This window comes from Streptomyces sp. NPDC047043, assembly GCF_040644055.1.
Classification (GTDB): Bacteria; Actinomycetota; Actinomycetes; order Streptomycetales; family Streptomycetaceae; genus Streptomyces.
Map to the genome: position 1 here is coordinate 109,667 of NZ_JBEYVO010000017.1, position 15,599 is coordinate 125,265.

A 15,599-nucleotide genomic window follows, 5' to 3' on the forward strand; every position below is an offset into this window, starting at 1 on the left:
TCACAGGCCGACCATCATCGGCTGCGGCGCAGCCACTCTACTGTCGGTCCGCGACCTGGTGCTATCAGCCTGGAACGGCCGCTGAGCGGTGCCCTCGTGGCGAAACGGGGTGCCCGACCGGCCGCCCCCTGCGTACGCCGGCGAAGGGCGACGTCGCCGAGGTGACGGTCTGCCGCCGGGTGCCGTCGTGCACCCCCCTGGTGTCAGCGGGATGTGCTGTGCGCAAGCTCGGCCATCAGCTCCTCGGCACGACGGGCGAACAGGTGAACCTCGCGCTCGACGGACAGTGCGTGCGCCCGCTCGGCGAAGGCCCGCACGACGGCGACCGGTTCACCACGCGCCCACAGCACCCGTGCCCGGATCAGCAGCAGCAGGCTTTCGGCGTAGCACTGGCCGTATCTGGCGATGGCGGAGTCCGCGCGGTCGAGCGCGGCGTCCGTCTCGTCCAGCTTTCCGGCTGCCAGCCACATCTCGCCGAGGAGCCCGTACCAGGTGGCCAGGCCTGAGCGGGGCGGGTGACAGAGCGACACTTCGATCAGTTGCTGTGCCTCTGCGGCGGCGTCGGCGGGGGCCTCGCCGGTCACGGCGCGCGCCCAGCAGCGGGCCAGCCGTTGGTAGCCGCCGAGGAAGCCGAACGAGAACGCGGGGTCCACGGCGATCCCGCGTGCGGCCGCGCGCAGCGCCCGTACCGGGTCACCGATCAGCGCGGCGACCCTTGCAGAGTAGGCCGCCCAGACGGTGATCGCGTAAGGGTCGTCTCCTGCAGCGGCCTCCATGGTGTCGAGCTGGGCCAGTGCCGCGTCGCTGTCACCGTGCAAGGCGGTCATCATGGCGAGCATCCCGGCCGCCACCCGTCGCAGATCGCGCCTGAGCGGGTCTTCCTCCTGGTGGGCCAGGTCGTCCAGAACGGTCCAGTCGGTCCGGCTCAGATACCGGAACGCCTCTCCGATGTTGCCGACACCCCACTGGTGAATGCCCCAGGCGTACCAGCCGTAGGCGCGCACCACCGGGTCGTCGGACGCCTCACCCTGCTCCAGCAGCTGTTCGGCCAATCGGCCTGCGCGTTTCAGCTGAATGCCCTGGGCGTACGCGGCCCAGCGGGAGAACAGGAAGTCGGCGGCCTCCCGTTCCCGGCCGAGTCCACGGGATAGGAGTTCTGCCCGCTCCAGTTGGTCGACCGCCGAGCCCACGTATCCCGCCCGCATCCCGTCCACCGCGGTGAACAGCGACAGGGCGGTCAGTTCCAACTCCGCCAGGCCCGCTGTGCGTGCCACGCGTGCGGCCGAGTGAAGCTGGCGCGCTGCTGCCTCCAGCGCCAGTTTGGCCGCGGCACAACGGCCGGCACGCACGAGCGCGGTCGCGGTGCGGGCCGGATCAGCGAGCGGTCCGGCGGACCACAGGTGATGGGCGAGGCGCTCGGCCACCAGCTCGGTGTCCGCGGCCCTGTGCTCCAGGGCGTCGGCGACCAGCAGGTGCAGCCGGGCCGCGCGCGGGGGCGTGACCGTCTCCGCCACCGATTCGCGGACCAGGTCGTGCGGAAAGGCGAACGAGTAGGGGTCCCCGGGCGAGGGTTCGAGCAGGCCCAGCCCTTCACACGACTCGAGGCGGTCCAGACACGTCTGATGGTCAAGACCCGCGGTCCGGGCAAGGAGCGCGAGGTCGACGGCCCGGCCGATCAGCGCGGCGATCTGCAACAGGCCTCTGGCGGCACTGCCCAGTGCGGCCATCCGGTCGCGCACGACGTCTCGGACCGTGGCCGGCACTCCGATCCGGGCCGCGGTGGTCTCCGTGAGGACACCGCCGTCGGCGAGGAACCGGGACAACTCGCGGACGAAGAAGGGGTTTCCGGCGGTGCGGGTGTGGATGAGGCGGGTGACGGCCGGACCCGGGTCCTGCCCGGTCTCACGGCGCACGAGTTCGGCCACCTCGGCAAAGGCGAACGCGGCGAGCGGGATCCTGCGGTGACCGGTCAGCCGACTCGCCGCGGCCAGTACCCGACCCAGTTCCGGGCTCGGCGCGGGCGCGCGGTCGCGGAGCGCCGCGATCAGGGCGGTGCCGCCCGGCAGCCTGGCCATCAGGTGACCGAGCAGATCGAGGGAGGCGGTGTCGGCCCACTGGAGGTCGTCGAGGACGAGCACCACAGGTCGCCGCGCCGCCACCTGACGGACGACAGCGACGGCCTGCTCGAAGAAGCGGAACTGGACACCGCTGTCGGGCAGGGCCGATGGTGCGGTGCCGCTGTCTTGCGGTGTCACCAGGCGGTCGAGCTCGCCCACCTGCCAGTCCTCGCGCGCAGCGGCCGGCACATCGTCCAGGAGCCCGCCGACGACCTGCGTCCACGGCCACATCGACGGCGTGCCGTCCCCCTCCAGACACCGGCCCCAGACCACCAGGGCGCCGCGCCGGTCCGCCTCGGCGCCCGCAGCCTCCAGCAGCCGGGTCTTGCCCACCCCTGGTTCGCCCTCAACAACGACCAGACCCGTGCCACCGGCAAGAGCCGACTCCACGGCCTGCCGCAACACCGCCAGTTCCTCGACCCGGCCCACCAGCCGGTCGGCGGTCGGCACCCCGGCGGTGGGTGTCACCGGCCGTTCCACCGGCCCTTCCTCGGCCGGTGCCCGTTCCAGGACACGCAGGTGAGCGGCCACCAGAGCCGGGCCGGGGCCGATGCCGAGTTCCTCGGCCAGTCGGGCGCGGACGGCGCGGAACAGCGACAGAGCGTCGGCCGGCTGGCCGGCGGCGGCCAGGGCGGCGATGAGACTCGCCTGCACCGACTCGTGCAAGGGCGCCATGCGGGCGGCCATGTGCAGGGACGGGAGTACCCGCTCGGGCCGGCCGAGCGTTGTCGCCAACTCCGCTGCCGCGATGCATGCGCGGCGGAACTCGTCGTCCAGTCCGGCGAAGATCGCCATGCCGGTAGGACCGTGGGCGACCCCGTCGCCGGCCGCGCCCTGCCAGAGTCGCGTCGCCTCCAAGTACGCGTCGAGTGCCGCACCGAGCCGCCGCTCCGCGACGCTGCCTTCGGCCGTGACGACCAGTTCACGGAACCTGACGACGTCCAGTGCCCCGGAGGCGGCCACGAAGAGGTACGCGCTGCCGCGACGCTTCAGGAACGCGCCGGGTTCACGCGCGGGCAACTCCGGCTCCAGCAGTCGTCGGAGCGCGCCGACGTACTTCTGGAGAATGTTGACCGCCGAGGCCGGGGCATCCTCGGCCCAGATCAGGTCGATCAACTCACTGATGGTGACGGGTTCGCCCGCACGGGCGAGAAGAACGGCGAGCAGATATGCCTGCTGCGGAGGCCCGACGTCCAGTTCCGCGCCGTCTCGCCAGACGCGCAACGGACCGAGAACCTGCAGACGCAGGGATGCGCCGGAGGAAGTCATTCCCTTGTCCATTCTCAGTGCCGGGTCGCCCTCACGGTCCTCCGCTGCCCTTGGCGGCCGATACGGGGCGGCAGGAACGCGACTACCGTCAAGTGCCGCAAGGAAAGGCACGGCACGCGATCAGAGCCGACGGCGGTGGTCGAAGCGGGTTCTTCAGGCAGCCGCGGTGTGGAGTACCACCGGTCATATCGCCGGGACCGCGCGGGAGGTGATCGCTGCCGTCCCGTCCTACGGACCGATCACCAGGTCCTCGGTGGGCAGCGTCTGGCAGGCCAGCCGCCAGCCCCTCGCCAACTCGTCCGCGGAGAACATGCCTCGGTCGTCGCTCTCGTGGGCGCCGGAGAGCACCCGCACCCGGCAGGTGCCGCACGCGCCTTCGCCGCACGACTGGGGCAACGCGACACCGACGGCGTTGGCGGCGTCGAGGACCGACTGCCCGGGACTGCACGGGAACGCCGGGGCGCCACCATCCGTGTCGATCATGAACTCGGTGACACCGGCCGCCGCGGCGGCGACGGCGATGGCGTGCGCCTTCTCGCGGCGGGTCTCCCTGCTCCGGCCGGACACGAACGCCTCGGTGTGGATGGCCTCTCGCGGCACCCCCAGTTCCGTCAGGCATCCGATCAGGTCCTGCATCATGGCCGCCGGCCCGCACAGGTGCACGCGGGTCGTCGGACCGGCGTGGGGCAGTAACGCGTCGGAGTCGATCCGCCCGTGCCGGTCGGTTTCGAAGACCGACATCTCCAGCCCGGGCAGCCGGGACCGCAGTGCCGCGAGTTCCGGACCGAACACCACCTCGTTCGCGGTCCGGTAGCTCGCCAGCAGGACAATCCGCCCGGTGTGGCCGGCATCGGCGGCGGCCAGCAACACGCTCATCAACGGGGTGATCCCGACACCTCCCGCGATGAGCAGAAGAGTGTCCGCCGTGCTGTGCGAGGAGCCCGGCTGCCAGGTGAACGCCCCGTGCGGGCCGCTCACCCGCAACGCCAGTCCGGCCTGCACTTCCTCATGGAGGAACCCCGAGCCCAGGCCGTCCGGCTCGTGCTTGACGGCGATCTCGACGAAGCCGCTCTCCCCGGGACTGCTGCAGATCGAGTACGACCGTTCGATCGGCTCGATGGCAACGGGCAGCTCGACCTTCAGGTACTGACCGGCGGCGAAGGAGAACGGCATCGTGTCCTCGTACAGAGGTGCGAGGCGGATCCTGCGGACCGTCGGGGTCAGCACCTCGATGCCGACCACGCGCAGATAACCCTCCCAGGGCACGGCCGGATCCCGGGCCGTTGCTCCGGAGCGGATGGCCCGCCACATCGTTCCGAGCTGCCGCGGTCTCAGGACGGCGTTCGCCGCCATCAGCCCGCCTGCCAGGGCCCCCACCACACCGGAACCCCAGGCGTCCTGACCGGCAACGAACAGGCCCTTGACCGGAGTACGGCATCCCGCCCGGGCCGAGCGCAGTCGTTGCGGAGTCGCCGCGAGGCCGTAGAAGGATCCCCGCACGCTGTGCTGATAGGTCTCGAACGACAGCGGCGTCGCCAGTTCGGCGAAGGCGATCGTCTCCCGGAAGCCGGGCCAGCGCTCCTCCAGGCGGGCCAGCAGCCGTTCGGTCAACTCGTCCTTGAACTTCCGGTAGCTTTCCGGCCGCTCACCCTCGGGTGTCCCACGCCACGGGTCGACCAGCTGGGGATCGACCAGTTCCAGCAGCTCCACGGTGTGGAACCGGGCGGCCGGGTTGTTGAGCGACGCGAACGACACGTACAACGTGCCTTCCCCCGGAGGGCGCGGCCCGCTGTCGTGCTCCTGGAGATCGGGCATGAACCAGTGGTTCTCACCGCGCAACCCGAACACGGCCGGCGACCGGTCCAGGCCGAGGAACAGCATGACCGCCGACCGCTCCTCGGGCAGATCCGCCAGTTCATGGCTCCGCCCGATCAGGGCGTACGTGTTGCGCACTCCGGCCGCCGAGACCACGGTGTCGGTCCGCACCCGGTAACGGCGGCCAGTGGCGGTGTCCTCGACATCCACCCCGGTCGCTCTGCCGCCCTCGACCACCACCTCGTGGACCCGCTGCCGGGGGCGCAGCACGACGCCGTACCGTCGCAGGATCTGCAGGACGACCCGGTTGAGTTCCTGCGGGCCGCCCACGGGGTGTGCGGTGCCGTCCATGAAGAAGGTCAGCGGGACCGCCGCGTGATAGCCGAACGCGCTCGATGCGGGCGGGGTGCCGTACAGACCCCACCGCGCGGCCAGAACGGCTCGCAGACCCGGATCGCCAAAGCTCCGCAGGACCTGGTCCCGCAACGATCGGAAGGTCGAGGGGAAGAGCCGCTCCACCAGCGGCGCAGTCGCCTTGCGGATACCGGCCGGGAACGATGCAAGGACATTGCGCGCCGTCAGTCCCGCCATGGCCCGGCGAGTGGTCCGGAAGAAGTCGTCGATGGCCTCGGCCTCGGCGGGGAACCGTTCCTTCAGACGCGTGCGGAACGCCTCCTCAGTGGCGGGGACGGCGAAATCGAGTTCCGGGAAGTGCAGGGCGTCGTACTCGGCCGGCAGGAGCGACAGTTGCGCCCGTCCGTCCGTCATGAATCCGAGGAACGGGCCGGAGTTCGCGCTCATGTAATGCAGCCCGGTACCGAACCGGTAGCGCCCGGCGCGGGAGAACTCGTGCGTCATCCCGCCGAGCGTGTAGTGCTGTTCGAGGACGAGAACGCGCTTATTGCCGAACTGTGCGATCGCCCGTGCTGCCGCGAGACCACCCATGCCCGACCCGATCACCACGACATCGGCTTCCTCGTCCGACATCTTCCGCACCCCCCAGTCATCCGTCCGCCGGGGGACCAGATTGGCCGAATGCGCTTGACGTCGACTGAATGATCTGTGAAGTCCGCCGGGAACCGGGTCCTGCTCTCATTCCCTTTCCGTCCAGTGCGAGGCCATAGCTTGGCGTCGAGCGTGAGGGTGTGGAGCCGCGTCGTTCTGCGCTGTGTTCATCCGCCACCCCTCCACGGTCGCCGCGGTTGCGCCTCTGTTCAGTCGGCCGACGGGCCCGGACACGTCCGACGGTCGAGGTCGTGTGAGCGGACGTTGCCTGTCATCGCGGTGCGAAGAAGTGGTCGTCGGCCGGACGGTGCGGGAGAACCCGAGCACCGCTGCGGTCCATGTCGGCCGTCGTCCGAAGGAGAGGGTGGTTCATGGTGAACGGGAATCCGACGATCGTGCTCGTACACGGTGCCTTTGCCGACAGCAGCGGCTTCAACGCCGTCGCCAAGCGGCTTGTCGCCGACGGCTATCCAGTGGTCGCCGCGCCGAATCCCCTTCGGGGGCTCGCCTTTGACGCGGCACACGTCAAGGCGCTGCTCGACAGCGTCGAGGGACCGATCGTGCTGGTCGGGCACTCGTACGGCGGAGCGGTCATCTCCGCCGCCGCCGAAGGAAACGCCAACGTGAAGGCACTTGTCTACCTGGCGGCGTTCGTCCCGGAGACGGGTGAGAGCGCGCAAGCACTGGTCGAGCGGTTCCCGGGCAGCACCGTGGGCGAATCCCTGAAGCCGGTCCCGCTGCCCGACGGACAGGTGGATCTCTACATCGAACCGAAGGTCTTTCATCCCCACTTCGCGGCCGACGTGTCGTTGGAGGAGGCCACGCTCTACTCGATCACGCAGCGTCCGGCCACCGGCGCCGCGCTGGGCGAGCCGGCCACCGGTCCGCAGGCGTGGCACACGATCCCCAGCTACAACCTGATCAGCGGCGCCGACAGGATCATCCCACCGGCGACGCAGGAGTTCATGGCCCTGCGTTCGGGGGCGAAGACGCAGGTGGTCGAGGGTGCTTCCCACATGGTGTTCGTCTCCCGGCCGGGAGCGACGGTGGCCCTCATCGAGACCGCCGCGCAGGAGCAGACGTCCCCGCGGTAACACCGCCGGGCAGCGCAAGTGCAGTGCCCCGAGGACCCATGGGAGGGAAAGTGCACAAGAGCGAAAAGGCCATGCGGTGGGGTCTGCGGATCCACTTTTTCTGGTACGTCCTCGCCAACGCCGCTCAGGTGGTGCTGTGGGCGATTCTCACCCCGGACCGTTTCTTCTGGCCCTTGTGGTCGATTGTGGGCTGGGGCATCGGCATGGTGATCCATTTCTGGGCGATTCGCGTGAAGTCCCGATCAGTTGCCCGCTCGTGACGTGAACCATCTCAAAGACGACCGGAGGAAAAGTCATGTCCGAGAAAGTGGTTCCGGGTCGCAACACCGCCGCCGCCGAAGGCGACGTCGTCGTCTTCCACATCGGGCTACGGATCAACCGGCTACGAGCATTCTCCAGTTGGCTGCCGGCATTCATGTCGATGCCGCGCATGCTGCGTGAGCTGTCGCAGGAGAAAGCCAGCGGGCTTCTCGGGTACAAGGTGCTCTACGGCAGCCTGCGCGACTTCTACGTCGTCCAGTACTGGTCGGACAAGGACCGGCTCCTGGCCTACGCCCACCAGCAGGACAAGGAGCACAGGCCCGCATGGACGGCGTTCAACCGACGAGCACGCGCCGCCAAAGGGCATGTGGGTATCTGGCACGAGACGTTCATCGTCCCGGCCGGCTCCTACGAGTCGGTGTACGTCGACATGCCCGCGTACGGCCTCGGCGCCGCGACCGGTGTCGTTCCGGTCGGCCGGCGCGGCGACACGGCGGCGCAGCGGCTGCGTACGGGAAAGCAGTGAGCTGTCCGGTCCGGACGCGAGAGCACACCATCTCGGGCGCGATGGGCACGCCGTCCACCCTTCGCGCCGCGCAGAACCCCACCCCGGGGCCCTCCTGTCCGACGGCGGCCCCGGCGGTGAAGTCCATCTCCTCCGCCGGAAGCACCTGGATGGTACGTCCGGCGTACGCGATCGTCGCGAAGACCGCGCTGTGATGGACGATCACCTGGGCCGCGCTCGGCGACGGACTGTCGGCGGGACGCTGCGGTGTCGTATGACCGTCGGCGACCAGGACGAGGCCGTAGCCGGGCAAGAGCGCGCTGCGGCTGGTGGAATCGACGCAGCACTCGGTGGTGAAGCCGGTCACGACCACCTGCCGCACTCCCTGGACGCGCAGGACTGCGTCCAGCGGTGTGTCCAGGAAGGAGTCGGCGCTGTCCTTGTCCACCACGGTGTCCTTCAGCCGTGGGACCACCGCAGGGTGGATGTCCAACTGTTCACCGGCAACGCACTCGCCGGAACGGGGCCACCGCCCCCCATCACACATGCGGGCGACGCCGCACCCAGGCCGCTTGCCGCGCCCTTCGCCCGAAACCCGTTGGCATAGCACCCCAACACTGTGTCAGGCTCCAGTCACCAAAGGGGCGTAGCTCAGCCCGGCCAGAGCAGCGGATTCCAAACCCGCACGCCGCAGGTTCAAATCCTGCCGCCCCTGCGCGAAAGACGGGCTCACCACGACTCCGCCGGGATGCACATGAACGAGGACGTGCTCACCGCTTTGGAGAAGGCTGCCACCGAGGAGGCCAAGACCAGGTCAAAGGGGGCGGCCTCGAGCTTTCGGAGCTGGCCCTGGGCGTCCTCGGGCTCGGCCGGATCGGTCAGGCCCTGGCCGAGCGGGCGGCTGCCGTCGGCATGAACGTGCAGGGACTTTCCCGTCGCCCTGCAGGGGCGGCAGCGCGCCGTGCCGAGTCTGTCGGCGCCCTTCTGGCCAGCAGCGACGTGATCCCCTTGCATCTTCCGCTCACTCCGCGGAGCCGGGGAATGATCGGCGGGGCGGAATTGGCGCTGATGCGACCTGGCTCGATCCTGCTGAACACCTCCCAGGGCGGGATCGTCGACGAGCAAGCGCTGGCAGAGGCACTACGCGACCCGGCGCACGCGTGGCGGCCGCCGCCGTCGACACCTTCGCCCACGAGCATGCCGCCTTCACCTCCCCGTTGTTCGGCCTGTCCAACGCCGTGCTCACCCCGCACGTCGCTGGGATGACTCGGCGCGCCATGGCTGAGGCTGCCCTTCGCTGCGCCGACCACATCGCAGCGCTGCTCGCTGGTCACCTGCACGGCGTCTCCGTGGTGACGCCGTGACGTCTGCTGCCGGCGGGTGACGGCCGGGCGGCCATCCGTGCGGGCCGGCCAGCCGATGCCGTCGACATTCACCGGCCAGGCCGGACGTCAGCGACCGGCGGACGACCCGCCTACCGCAAAGATGGGCCAGAGCGGGCCGCGCCTGCGAGCCGTGCGGGGCGCGACGCCCTCAGGTATGCGCGCCGAACGGGTTACCGCCGGGCCGCGCGGCGACGTACGAGCAGGACCGTGCCTGCACCGGCGGCTACGGCCGCGGCCGCGGCGCCCGCGAGGGGCAGCGCAGGACCGGAACCGGTGGCGGCGAGGTCACCGCCGGTGGTGGAGGCGCTCCCCGAAGATCCGGTGGCAGAGGAGCTGCCGGTGGTCCCGGATTCCCCCGTCGTCCCGCCTCCGCCGGTGGAACCCGAACCGCCCGCTGACCCGCTCCCGCCCGTCGAACCCGAACCGCCCGCAGACCCGCTCCCGCCCGTCGAACCACTGCCCTCGACGTCGAGCAGGATGTCGGCCTTGTCGTTCGCCTTGTTGACGTCGTACGGGCGGGAGTCGGCAGTGAGGGCCACCGAGCCCTTGGCCCCCGCCACCGCCTTGTCGATCTTCAGCTTGAAGGAGTAGGTGTTCACCTGGTCCTCGTCCACCCAGCCCTGTGCGATGTAGCAGTCGTAGGCTCCGGCTGCCGGCTTCTCGCAGTGTGGTGCCTTGACCGCGGTCGTACCCGAGGGAATCTTGATCAGGACTCGGGTCGGCACCGGAGGCCCCGGTTCCACCAGCACCCAGGCGGGTCCGGCGTTGGTGAACTTCACCTGCAGGTCGATCGTGTCTCCGATCCGGCCCTTCAGCCGCGCTCCCGACACCTGGAAGTCGGCCGTGTTCGCCGCGTTCACCCGCACCCGGGTCTCGGCATAGTGGGGGCTCCCCGAGCCGCTGCCGGTGAGAACGGCGCCGGGCCGCTCCACCAGCTTCGCCGCGGGAGCGGTTCCGCGCACGGGCCCGCGGGCGTTTTCGTCGGGGCCGAAGTCATAGTCCCCGACGGCGACGTCGAGATCGTCGTACAGCGCCCGGTCGAGAGCCTTGAGGGTCAGCTTCTCGGGCGCGTAGACGACACCTGGCTCTACGGCCTGGTCGAACTCGCAGGTGATCTGGGATCTGGTCGGCAACTCGTCGTACGAGTGGATGTCCCACCGCACGCAGTTCGAGGGCACGTCGGCGTAGTCCAACCCCTTGGTGACGGTGTACCGCAGCCAGATCTTCTCCAGCGTCTGGGTGCCCTTGTTACCGAAAGTGACCGGCGCCTCGAAGGTGCTCCCCGGCTGCACTCCGCTGATCGGCGCGATGGCCCCCAGCACCAGCCCACTCCCGGCACCATCGGCCACGGCGCAGGGAGCGGTGCCCAACGTGATCAATGCGCCCGCGCCGATGGTTCCCACGGCCCTGCGAAGGATACGGAAGCTGTGATCGCAGCGGAGCATGTAACTACCTCTGAGTGAAGTGACGAATCTGGGCGGTGAGTTGGGGAAGGCACGTTCCGTACATCAGACACACGCCGACGTCCAACAGTTGTACCGGCGTCCGTCGCGATCGGCCGCAGGGTTGCCGAGCGGTGAGCCTGCTTTCCGCGGGCCTACGGGCGACCTCCGTCCCTGCCGCAGAGGTTGAGCCTGCGGCCCCGCTGGGGGCGCCTGGGTCAGGACGGGTCGCCGTACTGGAGGCCGCGTCCGTTGGTGCCGATGTAGACGCGGCCGTAGGTGTCGGGGTCGCCGGTGATGATGCCGATGCTGCCCCACTGGTGGGCGTCGTCGTTGACGCGGAGCCACGTGGCGCCCTTGTCGGTGGAGCGGAAGACTCCGGTGACGTCGTTGACGGTGCCGATCAGGTAGAGGGCCTGGTAGTTGGCGCCGGGTGCGGCCTTGCCGAAGCCGAGGGCGGAGGCGGACTGCACCGTGGTGAGTGTGGTGAAGGTGCGGCCGCCGTCGGTGGAGTGCAGCAGCCCGTTGCCGCCGCCGGCGATCCACAGGTCCCCGTTGATGCCGGGGACGGCCGTGAGCCTGCCGGCGGGCAGGCTGGTGGCGCGGGGGGTGAAGGTCGCGCCGCCGTCGGTGCTGGCGTGGAGCGTGCCGCCGGTGAGTGAGTAGAAGGTGTTGGCCGAGGAGCGGTCGGCGACGACGACGGCGTCGGTGCCCAGGCCGCTGACCTTCGACCAACTCGCTCCCTTGTCGGTCGAGCGGTACGGGGCCTGGCCGGCCTCGGTCCACACGATGGTGGAGCCGTCCGCCGCGAGCGCGACATGGCCGCTGCTCGCGCTGCCCACGGGCTCAGCCGTGAAGCCGTTCCAGCTGCTGCCACCGTCGGTGGAGTAGGCGCCGTCCTGCGCGCCGCCCGTGCCGACACGGACCATCACCGCAGGGGCCGACTGGGCGAAGTCGATGTCGGTGCTGCTGCTCATCAGCGGGTTCTTCAGCCGTCCGGCGGGTACCTCGGTCAGGGAGTCGTGGCGGAAGCCGCCCTGGTCGCCCATGGAGGTGATGACGGTGGCGCCGCCGGGAGGGGCGATCGCGTCCGCCAGCGAGGTCTCCTCCAGCCCCCGGGCCCCGGAGGCCCAGTGGCTGGTGCCTCCGCTGTCGGAGGCGTTGACGTCCTTGCTGCGCCAGATGCCGTTGCCGGTGCCGTACAGCACGTGCCCGGAGTCGAAGGGATCGATGGCCAGCGCGGTCATCCAGTGCCCGGTGCCGCTGCCGACGTACGGAGCGCCGGAGGCGTCGCGCTGCGACTTGTCCGCCAGCGCCTTCCAGCTCGTGCCACCGTCGGTGGTGCGGTAGACCTCGTCCTCGGGCCACCAGCGGTCCAGGGTGGTGACCATCACCGTGGACGGCTTCTGCGGGTCGACGGCCAGACCGGAGAACCCGTAACTGCCTTGGGACGGGGAGACGTTCTTCCACACCCCGCCCGACGGGGTGTACTTCCACACCGAGCCCGCCGTCGCGTCCATGGGGCCGATGCTGTTGCTGTACGTCAGGTACAGCGACCCGTCACCGGAGACCACACCGTGCTGCGGCATCTGGCCGGTGGGCTGCCCGGAAACAGCCTGCCAACTGCTGCCACCATCGGTCGAACGGTACAAAGGCGTGGACTTGTCGTTGACGCCGACGTAGACCGTCTTGCTGCCGGCCGGGCCGTACGTCACGAAGGAGATACCCGCGCCGCTGCCCGCCCCGTCCTTGACGGGGAACGAGGAGACCTGACGCCATGTCACGCCGTAGTCGGTGCTCCGCCACAGGCCGTTCTTGCGGGTGCCCAGCAGCAGGGTGCCGTGGTCCGCGGGGTCGATCACGAGCCGCTCGCCCGCCCCACGGCCGGGTTCGTTGCCGCCCAGCTTGAACGGCAGATCGGTGCGCTGGAAGGTGCGGCCCCGGTCGGTGGAGCGCAGGATCGCGCCGTTGCCGGCCCACTCGTTGGTGTAGGTGCCCGCTCCGAGGTAGAGCCGGTTGGGGTCGACGGGGTCCGTGGCCAGCGCATCTATGCCCAGAAGGTTCCAGTCCTTCTCACCGAGCCAGTCGGTCAGCGGAATCCACTGCTCGGCCCCGGTGTCCCAGCGGTAGGCGCCGCCCATGTCGGTGCGCGCGTACAGCAGACCCCTCTCCTTCTGGTTGAACACCAGCCCGGTGACGTAACCACCGCCCACCACCTGGGCGTTCTTCCACACATACGGTCCGGCCGCGGCCGTGGTCTGAGTGCTGCCGGTCCCTGACGCCTGGGTCTCCGCCGATTGCACCAGCTTCCACTGCTGGTTGGTGCTGCCCCTGCCGGGATACTGGATGATCGGCGCGCCCTGGGCCGTGGAGCCTCCGGAGACGTCCAGGACCTGGCCGCTCCTGCGGGAGGTGAAGGTGACGGCGTCGGAACCGCTCACATCGTCGATCCGCCACTCCTGGGAAGTGGAGGAGCTGTCGGTCTGCTGCTCGGCGGCGGCCGCCCGGGCGGTCGAACCGCCCGCTATGCCCAGCACCTTGCCGCTGTTGCGGTTCACCAGCTCGTAGTAGCCGTCCCCGGTGGGTCTCAGCTTCCACTGCTGGTTGAAGGTGTTCTGGTCGGTCCACTGCTGGATACGGGTGCCGTCGGCGGTGGAGAAGGCGTTGACGTCCATCACCTTGCCACTGCGTACGGAAACCAGCCGGTAGTAGGCATTGCCGTCGATCGTCGCGGCCTGCGAGTCCTCCTGCGCGAACAGGAGATACGGCACGACGATGGCGGGCACGCCGAGCAGCAGAGCGGTGGCGGTCCAGCGACGGCGGTGACGCCCGCGGCGCCCGCCGTTCGTGGGGTTGTTCATGGGGAGACGTTCTCCTTGCATGCTGTTCGACAGCGGAAACCCGGATCCCGGCCACCGGAACCGGCCGGATCCGCTTCCTTGTCGTCACAGGCCACGCACAGGTTGCCGTGAGCCAGAAACTCTTTCGATCAGCTCGGGTTCGAAGCGTGAAGCGGAGGCTCTGAGGGAGCCCGAGCCGGGAGCCGACAACCGAACTCGCCCTGCGCTCGGCCGGTGCGAGAAAGTGCCGCAGTGGGACGGGGGATCGCCACTGCCCTCACCGTCTGGGAGCGCGTGCCCTCGTTGCCGGGCAAGGGGGCAGCCAGGGCGGGAGATCCGTCAGGAGGCCGATCGATCAGGAGAGAGGCGGCAAGTGAGTGCCGGTGACGGAGTCTCAGGACTTCTCGACGCGATACATGACCTTCTCGCCGCTTAGGAGCTCAAGGTCAGTGTCACCAGTTCACCGTCGCGCAACGAGTCCAGGTCGCAGTCCGGTCGTAGGTGACCACCTCGATCTGCTGGGGCAGCCCGCGGGAGAACCGGGCCTGGAGCATGGCGGTCACCCCATACTCGCGGTCGCCCGCTGAACCGGGTCAGCGCGCCGACCCCCGCCGGGCGAGACCGGGCCCGGCGACTGCCTGCCAGGCTCGGGTGTCACTGCGGCGTGGGTCATCAAGCAGCGCTCACAACCTCTTGCCGTGGCTGGAGACGAGAGGAACGGGCAGGTGGCACACAAGTACGGCGAGTTGCTGTGGCGCGATCGGCATGGCGCACGCCCCCGGGGAGTTCCTGGACCCACAGTGCTCGTGCTGCTGGGGGTGCCGGCGGTCGTGCGGCTGTGTCTGCCGGAGGCCAACGAATGGTTCTGGCGGGCGAAGTGAGCAGCCCTGGCCGGCGGTTGGCCCGGAGACGTGAGTGTGACTTCCCTTCGGAAAGTGTCGTCCATGTCTCACCGGCCCTCTCCGGCGTCACACTCCGAGCCGTCTCGGCCCTCTTGTCGGCAGAACCGACTTGAAGAGGGGAAACCCAGTGAACATCGTCATCTTCGGGGCGAACGGAACTACCGGGCGGCTGGCCGCCCAACAGGCGAGTGCCGAAGGGCACACGGTCACTGCCGTCACGCGCCATCCCGAGACCTTTCCGGTAAATGGTCCGCGGCTGCGGGTGATTGAGGCGGATGTACTCGATTCCGCCGCGGTCGAACGAGCGGTGGCCGGGCAGGACGCCGTGATCTCGGCGCTCGGCGTCCCCTACGGCCGAAGCCCCGTCACCGTGTATTCCGTCGGTATCAGTCACATCACGCAGGCCATGACCAGGCACGGCGTCCGACGCGTCGTCGGCGTGACCTCGACCGTGCTCTTCGGGACGGCGGCGCCCGGCGAGGGCTTTGTGTTCCGAAAGGTGTTGGAGCCGTCCGTCGTACGTTTCATGGGGCGCACCGTGTACGACGACATGCGGCGCATGGAGGAGATCATCCGCGAGACCGATCTCGACTGGACGGTCATTCGCCCCGGCGGCCTGTTCGACAGGAACGCGGTCAGCGACTACCAGGTCGGCAGGGAGCGCCTCCCGGGCCGGTACACCGCGCGGGCCGACCTCGCGCACGAGTTGCTGCGGCAGGCCGTCGACGACCGGCATGTGCGTGCCTTCATCGACGTACGCACCACGCAGGACACCCCGAGCTTCCTGGACCTCATCCGCAACGAGGCGTTCAGCGGCAAGGGCGAGAAGAACGGGAGCACGAAGGGGCGCGTTCGTGGCTGATGACCGGTTCATCCTGCTGGCGCCGGGTGGCGCCCGGCCGGGGTGAATCGCGTTGCCGCCCGCGTTCTGCGTCAAGGTACGCCGCCGCAGGAAAAATCAGTG

The 15,599-nt window shown here is 69.6% G+C and carries 11 protein-coding genes, 1 tRNA gene and 2 pseudogenes; 9 read left to right on the top strand and 5 right to left on the bottom strand.

Annotated elements, in window-relative coordinates:
* Positions 1-203: 203 nt before the first annotated feature.
* Both ABZ880_RS26520 and ABZ880_RS26525 read right to left on the bottom strand, forming a co-directional pair.
* Positions 204-3,386, bottom strand: coding sequence for an AAA family ATPase (locus ABZ880_RS26520; RefSeq protein ID WP_361267308.1), 3,183 nt, complete (start codon positions 3,384-3,386; stop codon positions 204-206).
* Between the two features lie 228 nt (positions 3,387-3,614).
* Complete coding sequence (locus ABZ880_RS26525) at positions 3,615-6,188, bottom strand: 2Fe-2S iron-sulfur cluster-binding protein (RefSeq protein ID WP_361267310.1); 2,574 nt, start codon at positions 6,186-6,188, stop codon at positions 3,615-3,617.
* 389 nt (positions 6,189-6,577) lie between these two features.
* Between ABZ880_RS26525 and ABZ880_RS26530 the strand changes: the two genes are divergently transcribed.
* Genes ABZ880_RS26530 through ABZ880_RS26545 form a run of 4 tightly spaced genes read left to right on the top strand, consistent with a single transcriptional unit; the run spans position 6,578 to position 8,281 of the window.
* Complete coding sequence (locus tag ABZ880_RS26530; protein WP_361267312.1) at positions 6,578-7,300, top strand: alpha/beta hydrolase; 723 nt, start codon at positions 6,578-6,580, stop codon at positions 7,298-7,300.
* A gap of 50 nt (positions 7,301-7,350) precedes the next feature.
* Entirely contained in the window at positions 7,351-7,560 is a 210-nt protein-coding gene (locus tag ABZ880_RS26535) for a 2TM domain-containing protein (protein ID WP_361267314.1), read from the top strand.
* A 35-nt stretch (positions 7,561-7,595) separates the two neighbouring features.
* On the top strand, positions 7,596-8,087 hold the full coding sequence (locus ABZ880_RS26540; RefSeq protein WP_361267316.1) for a DUF4188 domain-containing protein: 492 nt from the start codon (positions 7,596-7,598) through the stop codon (positions 8,085-8,087).
* 41 nt (positions 8,088-8,128) lie between these two features.
* The gene (locus tag ABZ880_RS26545; RefSeq protein ID WP_361267500.1) at positions 8,129-8,281 is read left to right on the top strand and encodes a hypothetical protein; all 153 of its coding nucleotides are present in this window, start codon (positions 8,129-8,131) and stop codon (positions 8,279-8,281) included.
* Positions 8,282-8,340: 59 nt separating this feature from the next.
* Here the strand turns inward: ABZ880_RS26545 and ABZ880_RS26550 are convergent.
* A pseudogene (locus tag ABZ880_RS26550) lies at positions 8,341-8,613 on the bottom strand (isochorismatase family protein); the annotation flags it as partial.
* A 93-nt stretch (positions 8,614-8,706) separates the two neighbouring features.
* On the opposite strand from ABZ880_RS26550, the gene ABZ880_RS26555 reads away from it, so the two are divergent.
* The 3 genes and pseudogenes from ABZ880_RS26555 to ABZ880_RS26565 all read left to right on the top strand — a co-directional run bounded on the left by ABZ880_RS26555 (position 8,707) and on the right by ABZ880_RS26565 (position 9,430).
* A tRNA-Trp gene (locus ABZ880_RS26555) sits at positions 8,707-8,781 on the top strand.
* Between the two features lie 128 nt (positions 8,782-8,909).
* Positions 8,910-9,155, top strand: a pseudogene (locus tag ABZ880_RS26560) (NAD(P)-dependent oxidoreductase); the annotation flags it as partial.
* Between the two features lie 71 nt (positions 9,156-9,226).
* On the top strand, positions 9,227-9,430 hold the full coding sequence (locus tag ABZ880_RS26565; protein WP_361267318.1) for a hypothetical protein: 204 nt from the start codon (positions 9,227-9,229) through the stop codon (positions 9,428-9,430).
* A 191-nt stretch (positions 9,431-9,621) separates the two neighbouring features.
* On the opposite strand, the gene ABZ880_RS26570 is transcribed toward ABZ880_RS26565, so the two are convergent.
* Positions 9,622-10,854, bottom strand: coding sequence for a hypothetical protein (locus ABZ880_RS26570; RefSeq protein ID WP_361267320.1), 1,233 nt, complete (start codon positions 10,852-10,854; stop codon positions 9,622-9,624).
* A 257-nt stretch (positions 10,855-11,111) separates the two neighbouring features.
* Positions 11,112-13,754 (bottom strand): RICIN domain-containing protein, encoded by a 2,643-nt coding sequence (locus tag ABZ880_RS26575; RefSeq protein ID WP_361267322.1) that lies wholly within the window; start codon positions 13,752-13,754, stop codon positions 11,112-11,114.
* Between the two features lie 704 nt (positions 13,755-14,458).
* Between ABZ880_RS26575 and ABZ880_RS26580 the strand changes: the two genes are divergently transcribed.
* Positions 14,459-14,614: a hypothetical protein gene (locus ABZ880_RS26580; RefSeq protein ID WP_361267324.1), complete on the top strand. Its 156-nt coding sequence runs from the start codon at positions 14,459-14,461 to the stop codon at positions 14,612-14,614.
* Positions 14,615-14,762: 148 nt separating this feature from the next.
* Complete coding sequence (locus ABZ880_RS26585; RefSeq protein WP_361267326.1) at positions 14,763-15,497, top strand: SDR family oxidoreductase; 735 nt, start codon at positions 14,763-14,765, stop codon at positions 15,495-15,497.
* Positions 15,498-15,599: the final 102 nt, after the last annotated feature.

Coding starts and splice junctions, on each gene's coding strand:
- ABZ880_RS26520 (WP_361267308.1), bottom strand. CDS start 3,386: ATGACTTCCTCCGGCGCATCCCTGCGTCTGCAGGTTCTCGGTCCGTTG.
- ABZ880_RS26525 (WP_361267310.1), bottom strand. CDS start 6,188: ATGTCGGACGAGGAAGCCGATGTCGTGGTGATCGGGTCGGGCATGGGT.
- ABZ880_RS26530 (WP_361267312.1), top strand. CDS start 6,578: ATGGTGAACGGGAATCCGACGATCGTGCTCGTACACGGTGCCTTTGCC.
- ABZ880_RS26540 (WP_361267316.1), top strand. CDS start 7,596: ATGTCCGAGAAAGTGGTTCCGGGTCGCAACACCGCCGCCGCCGAAGGC.
- ABZ880_RS26545 (WP_361267500.1), top strand. CDS start 8,129: ATGGGCACGCCGTCCACCCTTCGCGCCGCGCAGAACCCCACCCCGGGG.
- ABZ880_RS26575 (WP_361267322.1), bottom strand. CDS start 13,754: ATGAACAACCCCACGAACGGCGGGCGCCGCGGGCGTCACCGCCGTCGC.